This is a genomic window from Desulfitibacter alkalitolerans DSM 16504 (genome assembly GCF_000620305.1).
In the GTDB taxonomy this organism is placed as follows: domain Bacteria; phylum Bacillota; class DSM-16504; order Desulfitibacterales; family Desulfitibacteraceae; genus Desulfitibacter; species Desulfitibacter alkalitolerans.
The window spans coordinates 1-15200 of the sequence record NZ_JHVU01000034.1 but is presented as its reverse complement, the minus strand read 5'-3'; the positions used below and the strand labels follow the sequence as shown (position 1 = coordinate 15200).

The following is a 15200-nucleotide window of genomic DNA, read 5'->3' as shown; positions in this document are numbered from 1 at the left end:
CCTTGATTACACCAATAGCCATTGAACCAGGACTGAGATTTGCAATTAGAGAAGGTGGAAGAACTGTTGGTGCAGGCGTTGTTTCTGAAATAATTGCAGAGTAATAACCCAAAATTAGTGTAATAATAGTTTCAGCAGACAGAATAAAGCTTCCTGTCTGCTGAATTAATCTTATGAATTAACTTATGAGTTAACAAAATACTTGTTGTTGACACCTTTTTCTATTTGTGATAAATTAGGAAAGGTACTGACTTTGTACGTGCAGTATACGTATATATAGCTATAGATTTAGGGGGTGTCTTGAATGAGAGTGGATGTTACTTTAGCGTGTACAGAATGTAAACGACGCAATTATATAACAAAGAAGAATAAAAAAAATGATCCAGATAGATTAGAATTTAAAAAGTACTGCTCATTCTGCAAAACACATACGGCTCATAAAGAAACTAAGTAACAAGATATACCTTTATACATGGTATGAGAAAGTGAGGCTATTAAGGTGAAGACTGCTCCAAAGACCCAGAAAAATGTCAAATTCACTGAAAGAATAGTTAAGTTTTTCAAAGGCGTCTGGTCGGAACTTAAAAAAGTTCATTGGCCTACCAAAAAGGAGATTGTTACTTATACATCTGTTGTATTAGCAGCTGTCGCAATGGTAGCGGTCTTAATTTGGGTTGTAGATTCAGTTTTTTCTTTTCTGTTAAGTTTTATATTAGGATAACTCATCCTGAGATGGGTTATTTGTTGTTGTTTAAAAAAGGGGGATTGTTTCCCAATGGCAATGGAAAGCAAACCAGAGAAGGGTTGGTATGTTGTACATACTTACTCTGGTTACGAAAATAAGGTGAAAGCTAACCTTGAAAAAAGAGTAGATTCGATGAATATGGGAGATAAAATCTACCGTGTTTTAGTACCTGTAGAAGAAGAGATTCAAATTAAGGACGGCAAGAAGAAAGTCTCCCCTAAAAAAATATATCCTGGATATGTCCTTGTTGAAATGCAAATAACAGAGGATTCTTGGTATGTTGTAAGAAATACTCCTGGTGTTACTGGGTTTGTTGGATCTGGAACAAAACCAATTCCCCTGCAGGAGGATGAAATAAGGAAAATATTCAAATATATGGGTGTTGAAGAAAGAAAACCCAGGGTTGAATTCAAGGTTCATGAAAATGTTAGGGTTACTAGTGGTCCCTTTGAAAACTTCATAGGAACCATAGAAGAGATTTATCCCCAAAAGGGTAAACTTAAAGTTAATGTTTCAATGTTTGGCAGAGAAACACCTGTTGAGTTAGATTTTGATCAGGTGGTGAAAATGTAAGTAGTGATATGTAATATGAGTAAACAACGAATATTTTATTTCAATAAAGGAGGTGTAGCATAATGGCAAAGAAGGTAATAGGTCTTGTGAAGTTGCAAATCCCCGCAGGTAAAGCTAATCCAGCACCACCCGTTGGTCCTGCCCTAGGTCAGCATGGTGTTAATATAATGGCTTTTTGTAAAGAGTTTAATGAAAAAACCGCCAGCCAAATGGGTTTAATTATACCTATAGAACTTACAGTTTTTGAGGATAGGTCCTTCACATTTATTTTAAAGACTCCCCCTGCTGCTGTACTTCTCAAAAAAGCCGCAGGCATAGATAAAGGTTCCGGAGAACCAAACCGTAATAAGGTAGCTAAGGTTCCCAAGGACAAGGTGAGAGAAATTGCAGAGCTTAAGATGAAGGACTTAAATGCAGCAAGTGTGGAAGCAGCCATGAGAATGGTTGAAGGTACTGCTAGAAGTATGGGGATTGAAATAGTATAGTTTTTAGAGAAGCTAGAATACAGAAGTCAGTAGCCAGAAGCAATTAGGTATTTGAGACTTCATACTATATTCTGAATTCTGTCTTCTGAATTCTGGATTTAAATTTAGTGGGAGGATTAATCCGATAACACCACAAGGAGGTTATGTAGATGCCAAAGCATGGCAAGAAATATCAGGATGCTGAAAAGCTAATTGAAAAAGGAAAATTTTACGAACCAAAGGAAGCATTCGAGTTGGTTAAGCAGACAGGCACTGCAAAATTTGATGAAACTGTTGAAGTAGCAATTAAACTGGGAGTTGATCCACGGCATGCTGACCAGCAGGTCCGTGGTACCGTTGTCCTTCCCCATGGTACAGGTAAAACTGTGAAGGTTCTAGTTTTTGCCAAAGGTGAAAAGGTTGTTGAAGCAGAAAAAGCCGGTGCAGATTACGTTGGAGCTGAGGACCTGATTGAAAAAATTCAAGGCGGTTGGTTAGATTTTGATGTAGCCATTGCAACTCCAGATATGATGGGTGTAGTTGGTAAGCTTGGTAGAGTTCTTGGTCCTAGAGGCTTAATGCCTAACCCTAAAGCGGGTACAGTTACTTTTGATGTTGGCAGGGCAGTACAAGAAAGTAAAGCTGGTAGAATTGAGTATAGGGTTGATAAAGCTGGAACCATCCATGCACCCCTGGGCAAAATATCCTTTGAGGCTGAAAAACTTTATGAAAACTTTGATGCTTTATTGGGTGCATTGATCAAGGCAAAACCGGCTGCTTCTAAGGGGCAGTATATTAGACAAATTTATGTTGCGGCAACTATGGGCCCTGGTATACCCATTAGCCCTCAAAAGGCAGTTAATAAATAATATTTGACAGCTAACAAGAGTTATGATACTATACCTTTTGTTAAAAATAAATATAAGCAATATTACTGTAGACAGTAGGTGCCATACGGCTTAATTTCCTGCCGAGGTAAGTTGATAAGCATGATTTAATTTTACTGTGTATTTAGTCAACCCCTGCAGTCTGCAGGGGTTGTTTATATTCAAGAAGCAAGAGGCAAGAAGCAAGAAGCAAGAAAATCGAGTTATCCTGCTTCCTGCATCATATATCCTGTTTAAGAGGAGGTGTAAACAAAGGATGAACAAGCAGCGAATGGCAAAGGAACAAAGTGTTCAAGAGATTACTGAGAGACTGCAGAGCTCTGTGACAGCTGTAATTACAGACTACAGAGGCCTAAATGTTGCTCAGGCAACCAAGCTGAGAAATGAGCTTAGAGAAGTCAATGTTGAATATAAAGTTCTTAAAAATACCCTTACAAAAATTGCTGCCCAAAATGTAGGCCTTGAAGACCTTAATCAATATTTAGAGGGACCTACTGCCATAGCCTTTAGTACAGAGGATCCAGTTGCCCCGGCAAAGGTATTAGCTAAATTTGCCAAGGATAATAAAGCCCTTGAAATTAAGGGCGGAGTAGTTGAGGGGAAAGTGGTATCACTGGAGCAAATCAAGGCTCTAGCGGATCTGCCTTCAAAAGAGGAATTATTGGCTCAGGTTTTAAGAGGTATGCAATGGCCACTTGTGGGAATGGCAAATGTTCTAGCAGGGCCGTTGCGTAATATGGTAAATGTTCTTGAAGCAGTTAGAAAGGAAAAAGAAGCACAAGCTTAATCGTTAAGTTAAAGAATAAAATAATGAAAACATATTCTAAGGAGGATTTTAAAAATGAGTAAAACACAAGAAATTTTGGAAGCGGTTAAAGGTATGACCGTTTTAGAGTTAGCTGAATTAGTAAAAGCTTTTGAGGAAGAATTTGGTGTAAGTGCAGCTGCTCCAGTTGCAATGGCAGCAATGCCTGCAGCAGGTGCTGCTGAGGCTGTAGAAGAAGAAAAAACTGAGTTTGATGTAATCTTAAAGGCAGCTGGCGAAAAGAAGATTAACGTTATCAAGGTTGTTCGTGAAATTACTGGCTTGGGATTAAAAGAAGCAAAGGATCTAGTTGACGGCGCTCCAAACCCAGTTAAAGAAGGAATTGGTAAAGAAGAAGCTGAGTCGATTAAAGGTAAATTAGAAGAAGTTGGAGCTTCAGTAGAAGTTAAGTAGTTATATACAGTTATATACACTGATATATTAAAAAGACACCCAATGGAATGGGTGTCTTTTTGCTTGACAATATTCTCGTATTCTGATAACATTAAAAAATGCGCAGATGAACTGTTAGGAACTGGGAAGATTAGGTTAAAAGATATTTATACATATATTTTTTGGTTAAACCTGTATAATGGGAGGTATATGTAGGTTAAAATACATAGATAAGGCAGAAATGTGTTAAATAAGCGAGGTCCAATATGAACCTTGCTTTTATTGCTTGTCATTTTTAAAATTAAGTTTGGTTATTTTTATATAACTCAAGGGCTGCAGGTGGCCGTGCTCTTGCACCTGGAATGACTTGAATTGGAATAGTTGTTAATGATTTTGTTTTTAAAATGTTGTTGAAAAAACCATGGGGGTGAAGATTTAATGGCTTATCCCGTCAAGGTAGGGAAAAGGGAAAGATGGACTTACTCTAAAATCGATGAAGTTATGGAAATGCCAGATCTAATTGAAATTCAAAAGAATTCTTACAACTGGTTTATTCAAGAGGGTTTAAGGGAGATGTTTCAAGATATATCTCCTATTCAGGATTTTACTGGCAACCTGATTTTAGAATTTATCGATTATTCTTTGGGTGAACCAAAATATGATGTAGATTCATGCAAGGAAAGAGACATGACCTATGCGGCTCCATTAAGAGTCAAAGTCAGGTTAATTAACAAAGAAACAGGCGAAGTAAAAGAACAAGAAGTCTTTATGGGTGATTTCCCATTAATGACTGAACAAGGAACCTTCATTATAAACGGTGCAGAAAGAGTTATTGTTAGCCAGTTAGTAAGATCCCCTGGTGTATACTTTAGTGAACAAATTGACCCGAGTGGGATTAAAATATGTGGTGGTACCATTATCCCAAATAGGGGTGCCTGGTTAGAATTTGAATCAGATTTAAATGAGAATATATACGTTCGTATCGATAGAACCAGGAAAATACCAGTTACAGTATTGCTTAGAGCTCTGGGCTATAACACCAACAGCAAGATCTTAGCCGAATATGAAAATGATTCACGTATTCAATTAACCCTTGAAAAGGACAACACAGAATCGGAGGAAGAAGCATTAGTTGAGATTTATAAACGACTAAGACCAGGTGAACCACCCACAGTAGATAGCGCAAGGACCTTATTAGAAACTTTATTTTTTGACCCAAAAAGATACGACCTTGGAAATGTGGGTAGATACAAAATCAATAAAAAGCTTAAGCATGGTGTGTTATTTGCAGAAAATGAATCAGGTGAAAAAGAATATATCAGGCATTTAACTGTCAAGGATATTACAGCATCTATCAAGCATCTGCTAAAAGTATTAAGTGGAGAAATATCACCTGATGATATAGACCATTTAGGAAATAGAAGACTTAGATCTGTAGGTGAATTATTACAAAATCAATTTAGAATTGGTTTATCTAGAATGGAACGGGTAATCAGGGAACGTATGACCATTCAGGATGTAGAGGTAATTACCCCCCAGGCATTGATAAACATACGCCCTGCAGTAGCAGCTATTAAGGAATTTTTTGGCAGCAGCCAGCTGTCCCAGTTTATGGACCAGACAAATCCACTGGCAGAATTGACCCATAAGAGAAGGCTAAGTGCCCTTGGGCCTGGTGGTTTAAGTAGAGAAAGGGCAGGCTTTGAGGTTCGAGACGTCCACCATTCTCACTATGGAAGGGTGTGTCCAATTGAAACCCCAGAAGGTCCAAACATCGGTCTAATTGGTTCATTAAGTACTTATGCAAGAATTAACGAGTTTGGTTTCATGGAAGCCCCTTATCGAAAAGTAGATAAGGAAACTGGAACCGTAACTGATGAGATTCATTACTTAAGTGCTGATGAAGAGGACCAGTATGTTATTGGCCAGGCTAATACCCCAGTTGACCCCGAAACAGGTAAAATACTAACTAAGAAAGTAAACGCTAGATGGGGACATGAGATTGTTATAATTGATACGGAAAAAGTTGACTATATGGATGTTACACCCAAGCAGGTATGGAGTATAGCTACAGCTTTAATCCCCTTCCTTGAGCATGATGATGCCAACAGAGCTTTAATGGGAGCAAACATGCAGCGTCAGGCTGTACCATTGTTAAAAACTAGTGCTCCTATAGTTGGAACAGGAATGGAATGGAAAAGTGCACGGGATTCTGGTGTAGTGGTACTGGCCAAAAACTCTGGTGTAGTCCAAAGGGTTATAGGAAATAATATAACTGTTTTAACAGATAATGGTACTGTGGAACAGTATAAACTTAAAAAATTTGATAGATCCAACCAGGGGACATGTATTAATCAAAAACCCATAGTAAAACCTGGACAAAGAGTAGAAAAGGGTGAAGTCATTGCTGATGGCCCATCTACAGACATGGGAGAGCTAGCCCTTGGCAAGAACATATTAGTAGCCTTTATGACCTGGGAAGGGTATAACTATGAGGACGCTATTCTAATAAGTGAAAAGCTCGTAAAAGAAGATGTTTTCACTTCTATTCATATAGAAGAATATGAATGTGATGCTAGAGATACAAAGCTAGGTCCAGAGGAGATTACCAGAGACATTCCAAACATTGGTGATGATGTATTAAAAGACCTGGATGAAAGGGGTATTATCCGAGTAGGGGCCGAGGTTAGACCTGGTGATATCCTGGTTGGCAAGGTTACACCCAAGGGTGAAACTGAGCTTACTGCTGAAGAAAGGCTATTAAGAGCTATATTTGGAGAAAAGGCCAGAGAGGTTAGAGATACATCCTTAAGAGTGCCTCATGGTGAGGCTGGCAAAATAGTGGATGTAAAGGTTTTTTCCAGAGAAAATGGTGATGAATTAGCTCCGGGCGTTAATCAGCTTGTAAGGGTATATGTCGCCCAGAAGCGAAAGATATCAGAAGGGGATAAAATGGCAGGGCGGCATGGTAATAAAGGTGTTATTTCTAAAATCCTGCCTGAAGAGGATATGCCCTTCTTGCCAGACGGAACTCCCATACAGATTGTATTAAATCCCCTGGGGGTACCATCCAGGATGAATATTGGTCAGGTTTTGGAAACCCACATTGGTTGGGCTGCATCAGCATTAGGTCTGCATATAGCTACTCCGGTATTTGATGGGGCTTCTGAAAAGGACATTGAGGAGCTTTTAGAAAAAGCTGGTCTGCCCAAAAACGGCCAAACAATACTATATGATGGAAGAACAGGGAAGCCCTTTGATCGAGAGGTAACTGTAGGTTACATGTACATGTTGAAGCTTGCACACCTTGTTGATGATAAAATCCATGCTCGTTCAACAGGTCCTTATTCACTAGTGACCCAACAGCCACTTGGTGGTAAAGCTCAATTTGGTGGTCAAAGATTTGGTGAAATGGAGGTTTGGGCATTAGAGGCCTATGGTGCTGGTTATACCCTTCAAGAGATTCTAACCGTTAAATCAGACGATGTGGTCGGAAGGGTTAAGACATATGAGGCCATTGTAAAGGGTGAAAACGTGCCTGAACCAGGGGTCCCAGAATCCTTCAAGGTATTAATAAAGGAGCTTCAAAGCTTAGGCCTGGATGTTAAAGTATTATCAGAAGCTGATCAAGAAATTGAAATAAAAGAAGATGATGATGATATTAGTGAAACTGCCAAGGAGCTCGGTATTGATATTCAAATAGAAGATCCAGATAAGGAAGATACTGCAGTAGAAGCGGATGAGGATATGGAAGATGAGGACTTTGACCTGACAGATATTGATGACTTTGATATTGATGATGTGGATGATGACGATGATATGGATTATTAATCCTCCAGTTATCCAATAAAAAGAAGGGAGAGAGGCCCTTGATAGATGTTAACAATTTCGAGAGAATGAGAATTGGATTAGCATCCCCTGAACAGATTCGAGCATGGTCAAGTGGAGAGGTAAAAAAACCAGAAACAATTAATTACCGAACTCTTAAACCAGAAAGAGAAGGACTGTTTTGTGAGAAGATATTCGGACCTACTAGAGACTGGGAGTGTCACTGTGGTAAATACAAAAGGGTTCGTTACAAGGGGATTGTCTGTGATCGTTGTGGAGTTGAAGTAACACGTTCTAAAGTACGTAGAGAAAGGCTTGGTCATATTGAGTTGGCAGCGCCTGTGTCTCACATCTGGTATTTTAAAGGTATACCAAGCAGGATGGGCCTTCTATTAGATATGTCACCCAGATCCCTGGAAAAGGTACTATATTTCGTTTCATATATTGTTACCAATCCTGGTGATACGCCTCTAATGAAAAAGCAGCTTTTAACTGAAACTGAGTATAGAGAATATAGAGATAAATACGGGGCAAAGTTTCAAGCCGGCATGGGAGCAGAAGCAATTAAGAAACTCCTTGAAGAAATGGACCTTGATCAGCTAGCAGGAGAGCTGAGAAAGGAATTAAAGGAAACAAGTGGACAAAGAAAGATTAGAGCTATTAGACGGCTTGAGGTGGTTGAGGCTTTTAAACATTCAGGTAACAGACCGGACTGGATGATTATGGATGTTTTGCCGGTAATTCCTCCCGAACTACGTCCAATGGTTCAGCTTGATGGAGGTAGATTTGCCACATCTGATTTAAATGACCTTTATAGAAGAGTTATCAATAGAAATAACCGTTTAAAAAGACTTCTAGATCTTGGAGCCCCTGACATAATAGTTAGGAATGAAAAAAGGATGCTTCAGGAAGCAGTAGATGCACTTATAGACAATGGTAGAAGGGGAAGGCCAGTAACAGGGCCGGGAAACCGTCCACTAAAATCCCTATCAGACATGTTGAAGGGTAAACAGGGGCGTTTCCGTCAGAACCTTCTTGGAAAAAGGGTAGACTACTCAGGGCGTTCAGTAATTGTAGTTGGACCTGAACTTAAAATGCATGAGTGTGGACTGCCCAAGGAAATGGCCCTTGAATTATTTAAGCCCTTTGTGATGAAAAAGCTGGTAGACAAGGGATTTGTACACAATATTAAAAGTGCTAAAAGAATGGTGGAAAGGCTAAGGCCGGAGGTCTGGGATGTATTAGAAGAGGTAATTACTGAGCATCCAGTCTTACTTAACAGGGCTCCAACCCTGCACCGTTTGGGAATTCAGGCATTCCAGCCTGTATTGGTTGAAGGAAGGGCCTTGCAGATACATCCTCTGGTATGTACGGCGTACAATGCTGACTTCGATGGTGACCAGATGGCTGTTCACGTACCCCTTTCTGCTGAAGCACAAACTGAAGCCAGGATATTGATGCTTTCAAGTCATAACATATTAAATCCCAAGGATGGAAGACCTGTAGTGACCCCTACTCAGGACATGGTTCTGGGAATGTATTATTTAACCCAAGAAAAAGAAGGGGCAAAGGGTGAAGGCAAGATATTTGCCAGTTTTGAAGAAGCCAGCCTTGCTTATGACCAGGGAGTTGTGGAACTTCATGCCAAGATTAAGACAAAAATCAATGGCAAGCTATTAGAAACTACCATTGGCAGGATGATATTTAACTTTGGTGTCCCCATTCCAGAAGAGCTCGGTTACAAGAATATGGTTGTTGGTAAAAAGCAACTAGGACAAATTGTTGCTGAATGCTATGAGAAGCTAGGCATATCACGTACAGCAAAGATGCTTGATGGATTGAAAAAAATAGGCTTCAACTATTCAACTAGAGCGGGAATAACTGTAGGTGTTAAGGATTTAGATATTCCTAGTGATAAAACAACAATCCTGGAAGAAACCGACAAGAAGGTTGAAAATGTAGAGCTTCAATACCGTAGAGGTTTAATAACAGAAGAAGAAAGGTACCAAAAGGTTATTGGACTATGGAACGAAGCTACAGATAATGTAACCAAGGGACTAATGGAAACCCTGGATAAGTTTAATTCAGTTTACATGATGGCTAATTCAGGTGCCAGGGGTAACATTCAGCAGATAAGACAGTTGGCAGGTATGAGGGGTCTAATGGCTGACCCGTCTGGACGAATTATACCCATACCGATTAAAGCTAATTTTAGAGAAGGATTGACTGTTTTAGAATACTTTAACTCTACCCATGGTGCCAGGAAGGGTCTTGCAGATACAGCTTTAAGAACAGCCGACTCAGGTTACCTGACAAGAAGACTTGTAGATGTTTCTCAGGATGTTATAGTAAGGGAAATGGATTGTGGTACTGATATGGGATTTGAGGTTACTGAAATCAATGAAGGCGGCCAGGTAATTGAGCCTTTATCTGAAAGATTAACAGGTAGATTTGCCATTGAGGATATTCACAATCCTCAAACAGGAGAATTGATTGTAGGGGCTGAAAAAGAGATTTCCAATGAGCAAACTAATCAGATTATAAATGCTGGCATAAAGGCAGTTAAAATCCGTTCAGTTCTTGCATGTAAGACACGTAATGGTGTGTGCGCAACGTGTTATGGTCGTAATCTGGCAACAGGAAAAGCAGTAGAAATTGGCGAGGCTGTAGGTATTATAGCTGCCCAATCAATTGGTGAGCCCGGTACCCAGCTTACAATGCGTACCTTCCACACAGGGGGTGTAGCTGGTGACGATATCACCCAGGGTCTACCAAGAATTGAAGAATTATTCGAGGGACGTAAGCCCAAGGGGCAGGCGGTAATTGCTGAGAATGCCGGTACAGCCAGTATATCTGAGGTAAAGGGAAGAAGAGAAATAACCGTCTCCCAGGGAGAAGAAAAGCAGACCTATGCAGTTCCCTTTGGGGCCAGGGTAAGGGTTCAGGACGGGGACTACATTGAACCTGGAGATGAACTTACCGAAGGGTCAGTAAACCCCCATGATATGCTTAAAGTAAAAGGGGTAAAGGGAGTTCATGCTTATCTATTAAGAGAAGTACAGAAGGTTTACAGGCTGCAGGGTGTTGATATTAATGATAAGCACATTGAGATTATCATTAGACAGATGTTGCGGAAAGTAAAAATTGAAGATGCTGGAGATACCCACCTGCTTCCTGGTAGTGTGATAGATCGTTTTGAATTTGAAGATGCAAACAATCTGGTAATAAATGAGGGTGGAGTTCCTGCAACAGCTAAAACAGTGCTGCTGGGAATCACAAAAGCATCTTTAGCCACTGACTCCTTCCTGTCAGCAGCATCCTTCCAGGAAACAACCAGGGTGCTGACTGAAGCAGCCATTAAAGGCAAAGTGGACCCACTCCTTGGCTTAAAGGAAAACGTCATCATTGGAAAACTGATCCCGGCAGGAACAGGCATGGTTAGATACAAGGAGGATAATCTAGGCTATGAAGATGTTGAAAATGCAGATGAAGCACTTAATAGTGTTGACATGACCATATGACAGTGATATTATAAATAAGTGTGTAATTTGCTAAAACTATAGGGGGTCTGCAGCAATGCTTGTAGAAGAAAGGCTAAAACAAGCAAAAAAAATATTTATAGGTACCAAGCAGACTAAGAAAGCTATAGAAAAGGGAGAAACTCAGTTGGTTTTTGTGGCCCGTGATGCGGAAAAACGGGTCACAGAACCAATCCTTAAGCTTTGCGAGGAAAAGGGAATAGAGATTGTTCTGGTTGCTACAATGGAAGAACTAGGCCGTTTGTGTGGAATAGAGGTTGGCTCAGCCACTGCGGCAATTGCACAATAGCTTTAAAAGTTTTCTAGGAAGGAGGTGTAGTAAGTGCCTACGTTTCAACAGTTAGTTAGAAAAGGTAGAGAAGTGGTGGAAAAAAAATCTACAGCACCTGCTTTGAAGAATTCTCCTCAGAAAAGGGGAGTATGTACCAGGGTGTATACTACTACTCCCAAAAAACCTAATTCTGCATTGAGAAAAGTTGCCAGGGTGAGGCTGACAAATGGTATAGAAATAACTGCTTATATACCAGGTATTGGTCATAACCTTCAGGAACACTCTGTGGTTTTGGTTAGAGGGGGCAGGGTGAAGGATCTTCCAGGTGTGAGATATCACATAGTAAGGGGTTCTTTAGATACCGCTGGAGTAAACAACAGAAAGCAGGGCAGATCAAAGTACGGCTCTAAACGACCAAAGATAGCAAAGAAATAATATTGCAAATCAAAATTATTGCTAGAAGTGGGCTTTTATCTAAAATTCATATCTCACTTCCAACATCCCATTAGTAAAGGAGGGTAATGGATGCCACGTAGAGGTCATATACCAAAAAGAAAAGTTTTACCTGATCCAAAATATAAGAGTGTCAGGCTGACAAAACTAATTAACCAAATAATGTCAGATGGCAAAAAAGGTACATCTGAAGCTATTGTTTATGGTGCATTGGATACCATTAAGGAGAAAACCGGCAGAGAACCAATGGAAGTATTTGAAGAAGCTATTAAGAATGTAATGCCAGTTTTAGAAGTAAAGGCAAGACGTGTAGGTGGTGCTAACTACCAGGTTCCAGTTGAAGTTCGTCCAGATAGAAGACAGACATTAGCCATCCGCTGGATTACAAACTACACCCGTCAAAGGGGAGGAAAATCCATGCAGGAAAAGTTGGCAAATGAGCTAATTGATGCTGCCAATAATACAGGTAGTTCTATTAAGAAAAAGGAAGACACCCATAAGATGGCTGAAGCCAATAAGGCTTTTGCTCATTACAGATGGTAAAAACTTCGGTTGCCGGTACTAGCCGCCGCCTCAGAAATATACGGAGGTCGGAGGTCTGAAGTTGGAAGTCAGCCATAGATAGAATTTGCAAGGACAATTCTAAGTATATCCCACATCTGACATCTGACATCTGACATCTGATATCTGACAGCTGAAATAAGAGAGGTGAATTAAATGGCGAAACAATACCCATTAGATAAAACAAGAAATATAGGAATCATGGCCCACATCGATGCTGGTAAAACCACTACTACTGAACGTATTCTATTCTATACAGGTAAAGTACACAAGCTTGGGGAAGTTCATGATGGTGCCGCAACCATGGATTGGATGATTCAAGAGCAGGAAAGGGGTATCACAATTACTTCTGCTGCTACAACGTGCCTTTGGAAGGAACATAATATTAATATTATAGACACACCCGGCCACGTTGACTTTACAGTAGAGGTTGAAAGATCCCTGAGGGTTTTAGATGGTGCAGTAGCTGTGTTCTGTTCAGTAGGTGGTGTAGAGCCACAGTCTGAAACAGTTTGGCGACAAGCTGATAAATATGGAGTACCAAGAATTGCCTATATTAATAAAATGGATAGAATAGGTGCCGACTTTTTAAATGGAGTCGACATGATTAGAACACGACTAGGCGCAAATGCTGTGCCTGTACAATTACCTATTGGCTCAGAAGAATATTTCAAAGGGTATGTTGATTTAGTTAGAAAAAAAGCAATTATATATGTAGATGACCTGGGTACAAAAAGTGATGAAAGCGAAATCCCAGCAGAAATGCTGGAGGATGTGGAACGTTACAGGGAAAAACTCATTGAGGCTGTGTCTGAAAGTGATGATGAGCTGATGATGAAATATTTAGAAGGCGAAGAGCTTACTGAAGAAGAGATTAAAAGGGGCATACGCAAGGCAACAATTGCAGTTAAAATTATACCGACATTTTGTGGCTCCTCTTTTAAAAATAAAGGGGTTCAGGCTTTGCTTGATGGAGTGGTTGACTACCTGCCATCGCCTCTAGATGTTCCCCCAATAACAGGCTATAATCCTGAAAAAGATGTGGAAGAGATTCGTAAGTCCGATGATAAAGAACCCTTTGCAGCACTAGCTTTCAAAATCATGACAGACCCTTATGTGGGTAAGCTTACCTTTTTCAGAGTTTACTCAGGGGTTCTTAAGTCAGGCTCCTATGTTTATAATGCTTCCAAGGACAAAAAGGAACGAATTGGTAGACTCTTGAAAATGCATGCCAATCATAGGGAAGAGGTGCCTGAGGTATCAACAGGAGATATTGCAGCTGCAGTTGGGCTAAAGGATACATCAACTGGGGATACTTTATGTGATGAAAAAGCGCCCATAATCTTAGAATCCATGCAGTTTCCTGAACCTGTTATTTCCGTAGCCATTGAACCTAAAACAAAGCAGGATCAGGAGAAAATGGGCATAGTTTTACAAAAGCTTGCTGAAGAGGATCCAACCTTCAAGGTGCATACTGATGCCGAAACTGGCCAGGTTATTATTTCAGGTATGGGAGAGTTACACCTGGAAATTATCTGTGATAGACTTCTTAGAGAGTTCAAGGTTGACGCAAATGTAGGCAAGCCTCAGGTAGCATATAAAGAAACAATCCGCAAATCAGTTAAAGTTGAAGGAAAGTATGTACGTCAATCTGGTGGTAGAGGGCAGTATGGCCATGTTGTGGTTGAATTTGAACCCCTGGAAGAGGCCCAAGGCTATGTATTTGAGAACAAAATTGTGGGCGGTATTATACCTAAGGAATATATTCCTGCAGTAGATGCCGGTATAAGAGAATCCATGGAAAACGGAGTCCTTGCTGGCTATCCAACCATTGATGTAAAAGCTACATTAGTAGATGGTTCATTCCATGATGTTGACTCCTCAGAAATGGCTTTCAAAATAGCAGGTTCATTAGCCTTTAAAAATGCAGTTCCTAAAGCTAATCCATGCTTGTTAGAACCAGTTATGAAGGTAGAAGTTGTTATACCTGATGAATATCTTGGGGATGTAATTGGTGATATGAGTGGCAGAAGGGGCAGGGTTGAAGGTATGGAGCCAAGAGCTGGAGGTCAGGTTGTAAGAGGTTATGTGCCTTTAGCTGAGATGTTTGGATATGCTACAGATTTAAGATCAAAGACACAGGGCAGAGGAACATATGTGATGCAGTTTGACCATTACTCAGAGGTACCCAAGAATATTGCAGATGAAATTATTGCTAAAAGACAAGGCGGAGTAGCATAATAATTAAAATATAGTAATTTAAGGAGGATTTTAAAAATGGCCAAGAAAAAATTTGAGAGGACCAAACCCCACGTTAACGTAGGAACAATAGGTCACGTAGACCATGGGAAGACAACATTAACAGCAGCAATAACAGTATGCCTATCAAAAAAAGGTGGAGCAGTAGCAACAGCATATGATCAAATTGACAATGCGCCAGAAGAAAGAGAAAGAGGCATAACAATCAGTACAGCCCACGTGGAATACGAAACAGATAACAGACACTATGCCCACGTTGACTGTCCAGGACACGCTGACTATGTAAAGAACATGATAACAGGAGCAGCCCAGATGGACGGAGCCATCCTGGTAGTAAGTGCAGCAGATGGACCAATGCCACAGACAAGAGAGCACATATTGCTGGCAAGACAGGTAGGAGTACCATATATAGTAGTATTTTT

At 40.2% G+C, this 15200-nt stretch carries 15 protein-coding genes and 1 other annotated feature; all 15 genes read left to right on the top strand.

Features of this window, described 5'->3' with window-relative positions; all coding sequences use genetic code 11:
• The coding region (locus tag K364_RS26115; protein ID WP_084295531.1) for an EF-Tu C-terminal domain-related protein at positions 1-104 on the top strand (104 nt) is incomplete at its 5' end.
• A gap of 200 nt (positions 105-304) precedes the next feature.
• The gene (rpmG, locus tag K364_RS0105485) at positions 305-454 is read left to right on the top strand and encodes a 50S ribosomal protein L33 (RefSeq protein ID WP_028307181.1); all 150 of its coding nucleotides are present in this window, start codon (positions 305-307) and stop codon (positions 452-454) included.
• 45 nt (positions 455-499) lie between these two features.
• Positions 500-721: a preprotein translocase subunit SecE gene (gene secE / locus K364_RS0105480; protein ID WP_028307180.1), complete on the top strand. Its 222-nt coding sequence runs from the start codon at positions 500-502 to the stop codon at positions 719-721.
• Positions 722-775: 54 nt separating this feature from the next.
• A complete protein-coding gene (nusG, locus tag K364_RS0105475; RefSeq protein WP_028307179.1) occupies positions 776-1318 on the top strand; it encodes a transcription termination/antitermination protein NusG in 543 nt (180 codons plus the stop codon).
• 62 nt (positions 1319-1380) lie between these two features.
• On the top strand, positions 1381-1803 hold the full coding sequence (rplK, locus tag K364_RS0105470; RefSeq protein ID WP_028307178.1) for a 50S ribosomal protein L11: 423 nt from the start codon (positions 1381-1383) through the stop codon (positions 1801-1803).
• A gap of 149 nt (positions 1804-1952) precedes the next feature.
• Entirely contained in the window at positions 1953-2651 is a 699-nt protein-coding gene (gene rplA, locus K364_RS0105465; protein ID WP_028307177.1) for a 50S ribosomal protein L1, read from the top strand.
• 47 nt (positions 2652-2698) lie between these two features.
• Positions 2699-2838 (top strand) — a sequence feature (ribosomal protein L10 leader region).
• 87 nt (positions 2839-2925) lie between these two features.
• Positions 2926-3456, top strand: a complete 531-nt coding sequence (rplJ, locus tag K364_RS0105460) for a 50S ribosomal protein L10 (protein WP_028307176.1) — start codon at positions 2926-2928, stop codon at positions 3454-3456.
• A gap of 54 nt (positions 3457-3510) precedes the next feature.
• Positions 3511-3888: a 50S ribosomal protein L7/L12 gene (gene rplL, locus K364_RS0105455; protein ID WP_028307175.1), complete on the top strand. Its 378-nt coding sequence runs from the start codon at positions 3511-3513 to the stop codon at positions 3886-3888.
• 417 nt (positions 3889-4305) lie between these two features.
• Positions 4306-7698 (top strand): DNA-directed RNA polymerase subunit beta, encoded by a 3393-nt coding sequence (rpoB, locus tag K364_RS0105450; protein ID WP_028307174.1) that lies wholly within the window; start codon positions 4306-4308, stop codon positions 7696-7698.
• Positions 7699-7736: 38 nt separating this feature from the next.
• Positions 7737-11216, top strand: coding sequence for a DNA-directed RNA polymerase subunit beta' (gene rpoC / locus K364_RS0105445; RefSeq protein WP_028307173.1), 3480 nt, complete (start codon positions 7737-7739; stop codon positions 11214-11216).
• Positions 11217-11271: 55 nt separating this feature from the next.
• On the top strand, positions 11272-11523 hold the full coding sequence (locus K364_RS0105440) for a ribosomal L7Ae/L30e/S12e/Gadd45 family protein (RefSeq protein WP_028307172.1): 252 nt from the start codon (positions 11272-11274) through the stop codon (positions 11521-11523).
• Between the two features lie 33 nt (positions 11524-11556).
• Positions 11557-11940 carry a 30S ribosomal protein S12 gene (rpsL, locus tag K364_RS0105435; protein ID WP_028307171.1) on the top strand — a complete coding sequence of 128 codons (384 nt, stop codon included), beginning with the start codon at positions 11557-11559 and terminating at the stop codon, positions 11938-11940.
• Between the two features lie 90 nt (positions 11941-12030).
• Positions 12031-12501, top strand: coding sequence for a 30S ribosomal protein S7 (gene rpsG, locus K364_RS0105430; protein WP_028307170.1), 471 nt, complete (start codon positions 12031-12033; stop codon positions 12499-12501).
• A 174-nt stretch (positions 12502-12675) separates the two neighbouring features.
• The gene (gene fusA / locus K364_RS0105425; protein WP_028307169.1) at positions 12676-14760 is read left to right on the top strand and encodes an elongation factor G; all 2085 of its coding nucleotides are present in this window, start codon (positions 12676-12678) and stop codon (positions 14758-14760) included.
• 36 nt (positions 14761-14796) lie between these two features.
• A partial coding sequence (locus K364_RS25450; RefSeq protein ID WP_156946409.1) for a GTP-binding protein occupies positions 14797-15200 on the top strand: 404 nt, incomplete at its 3' end.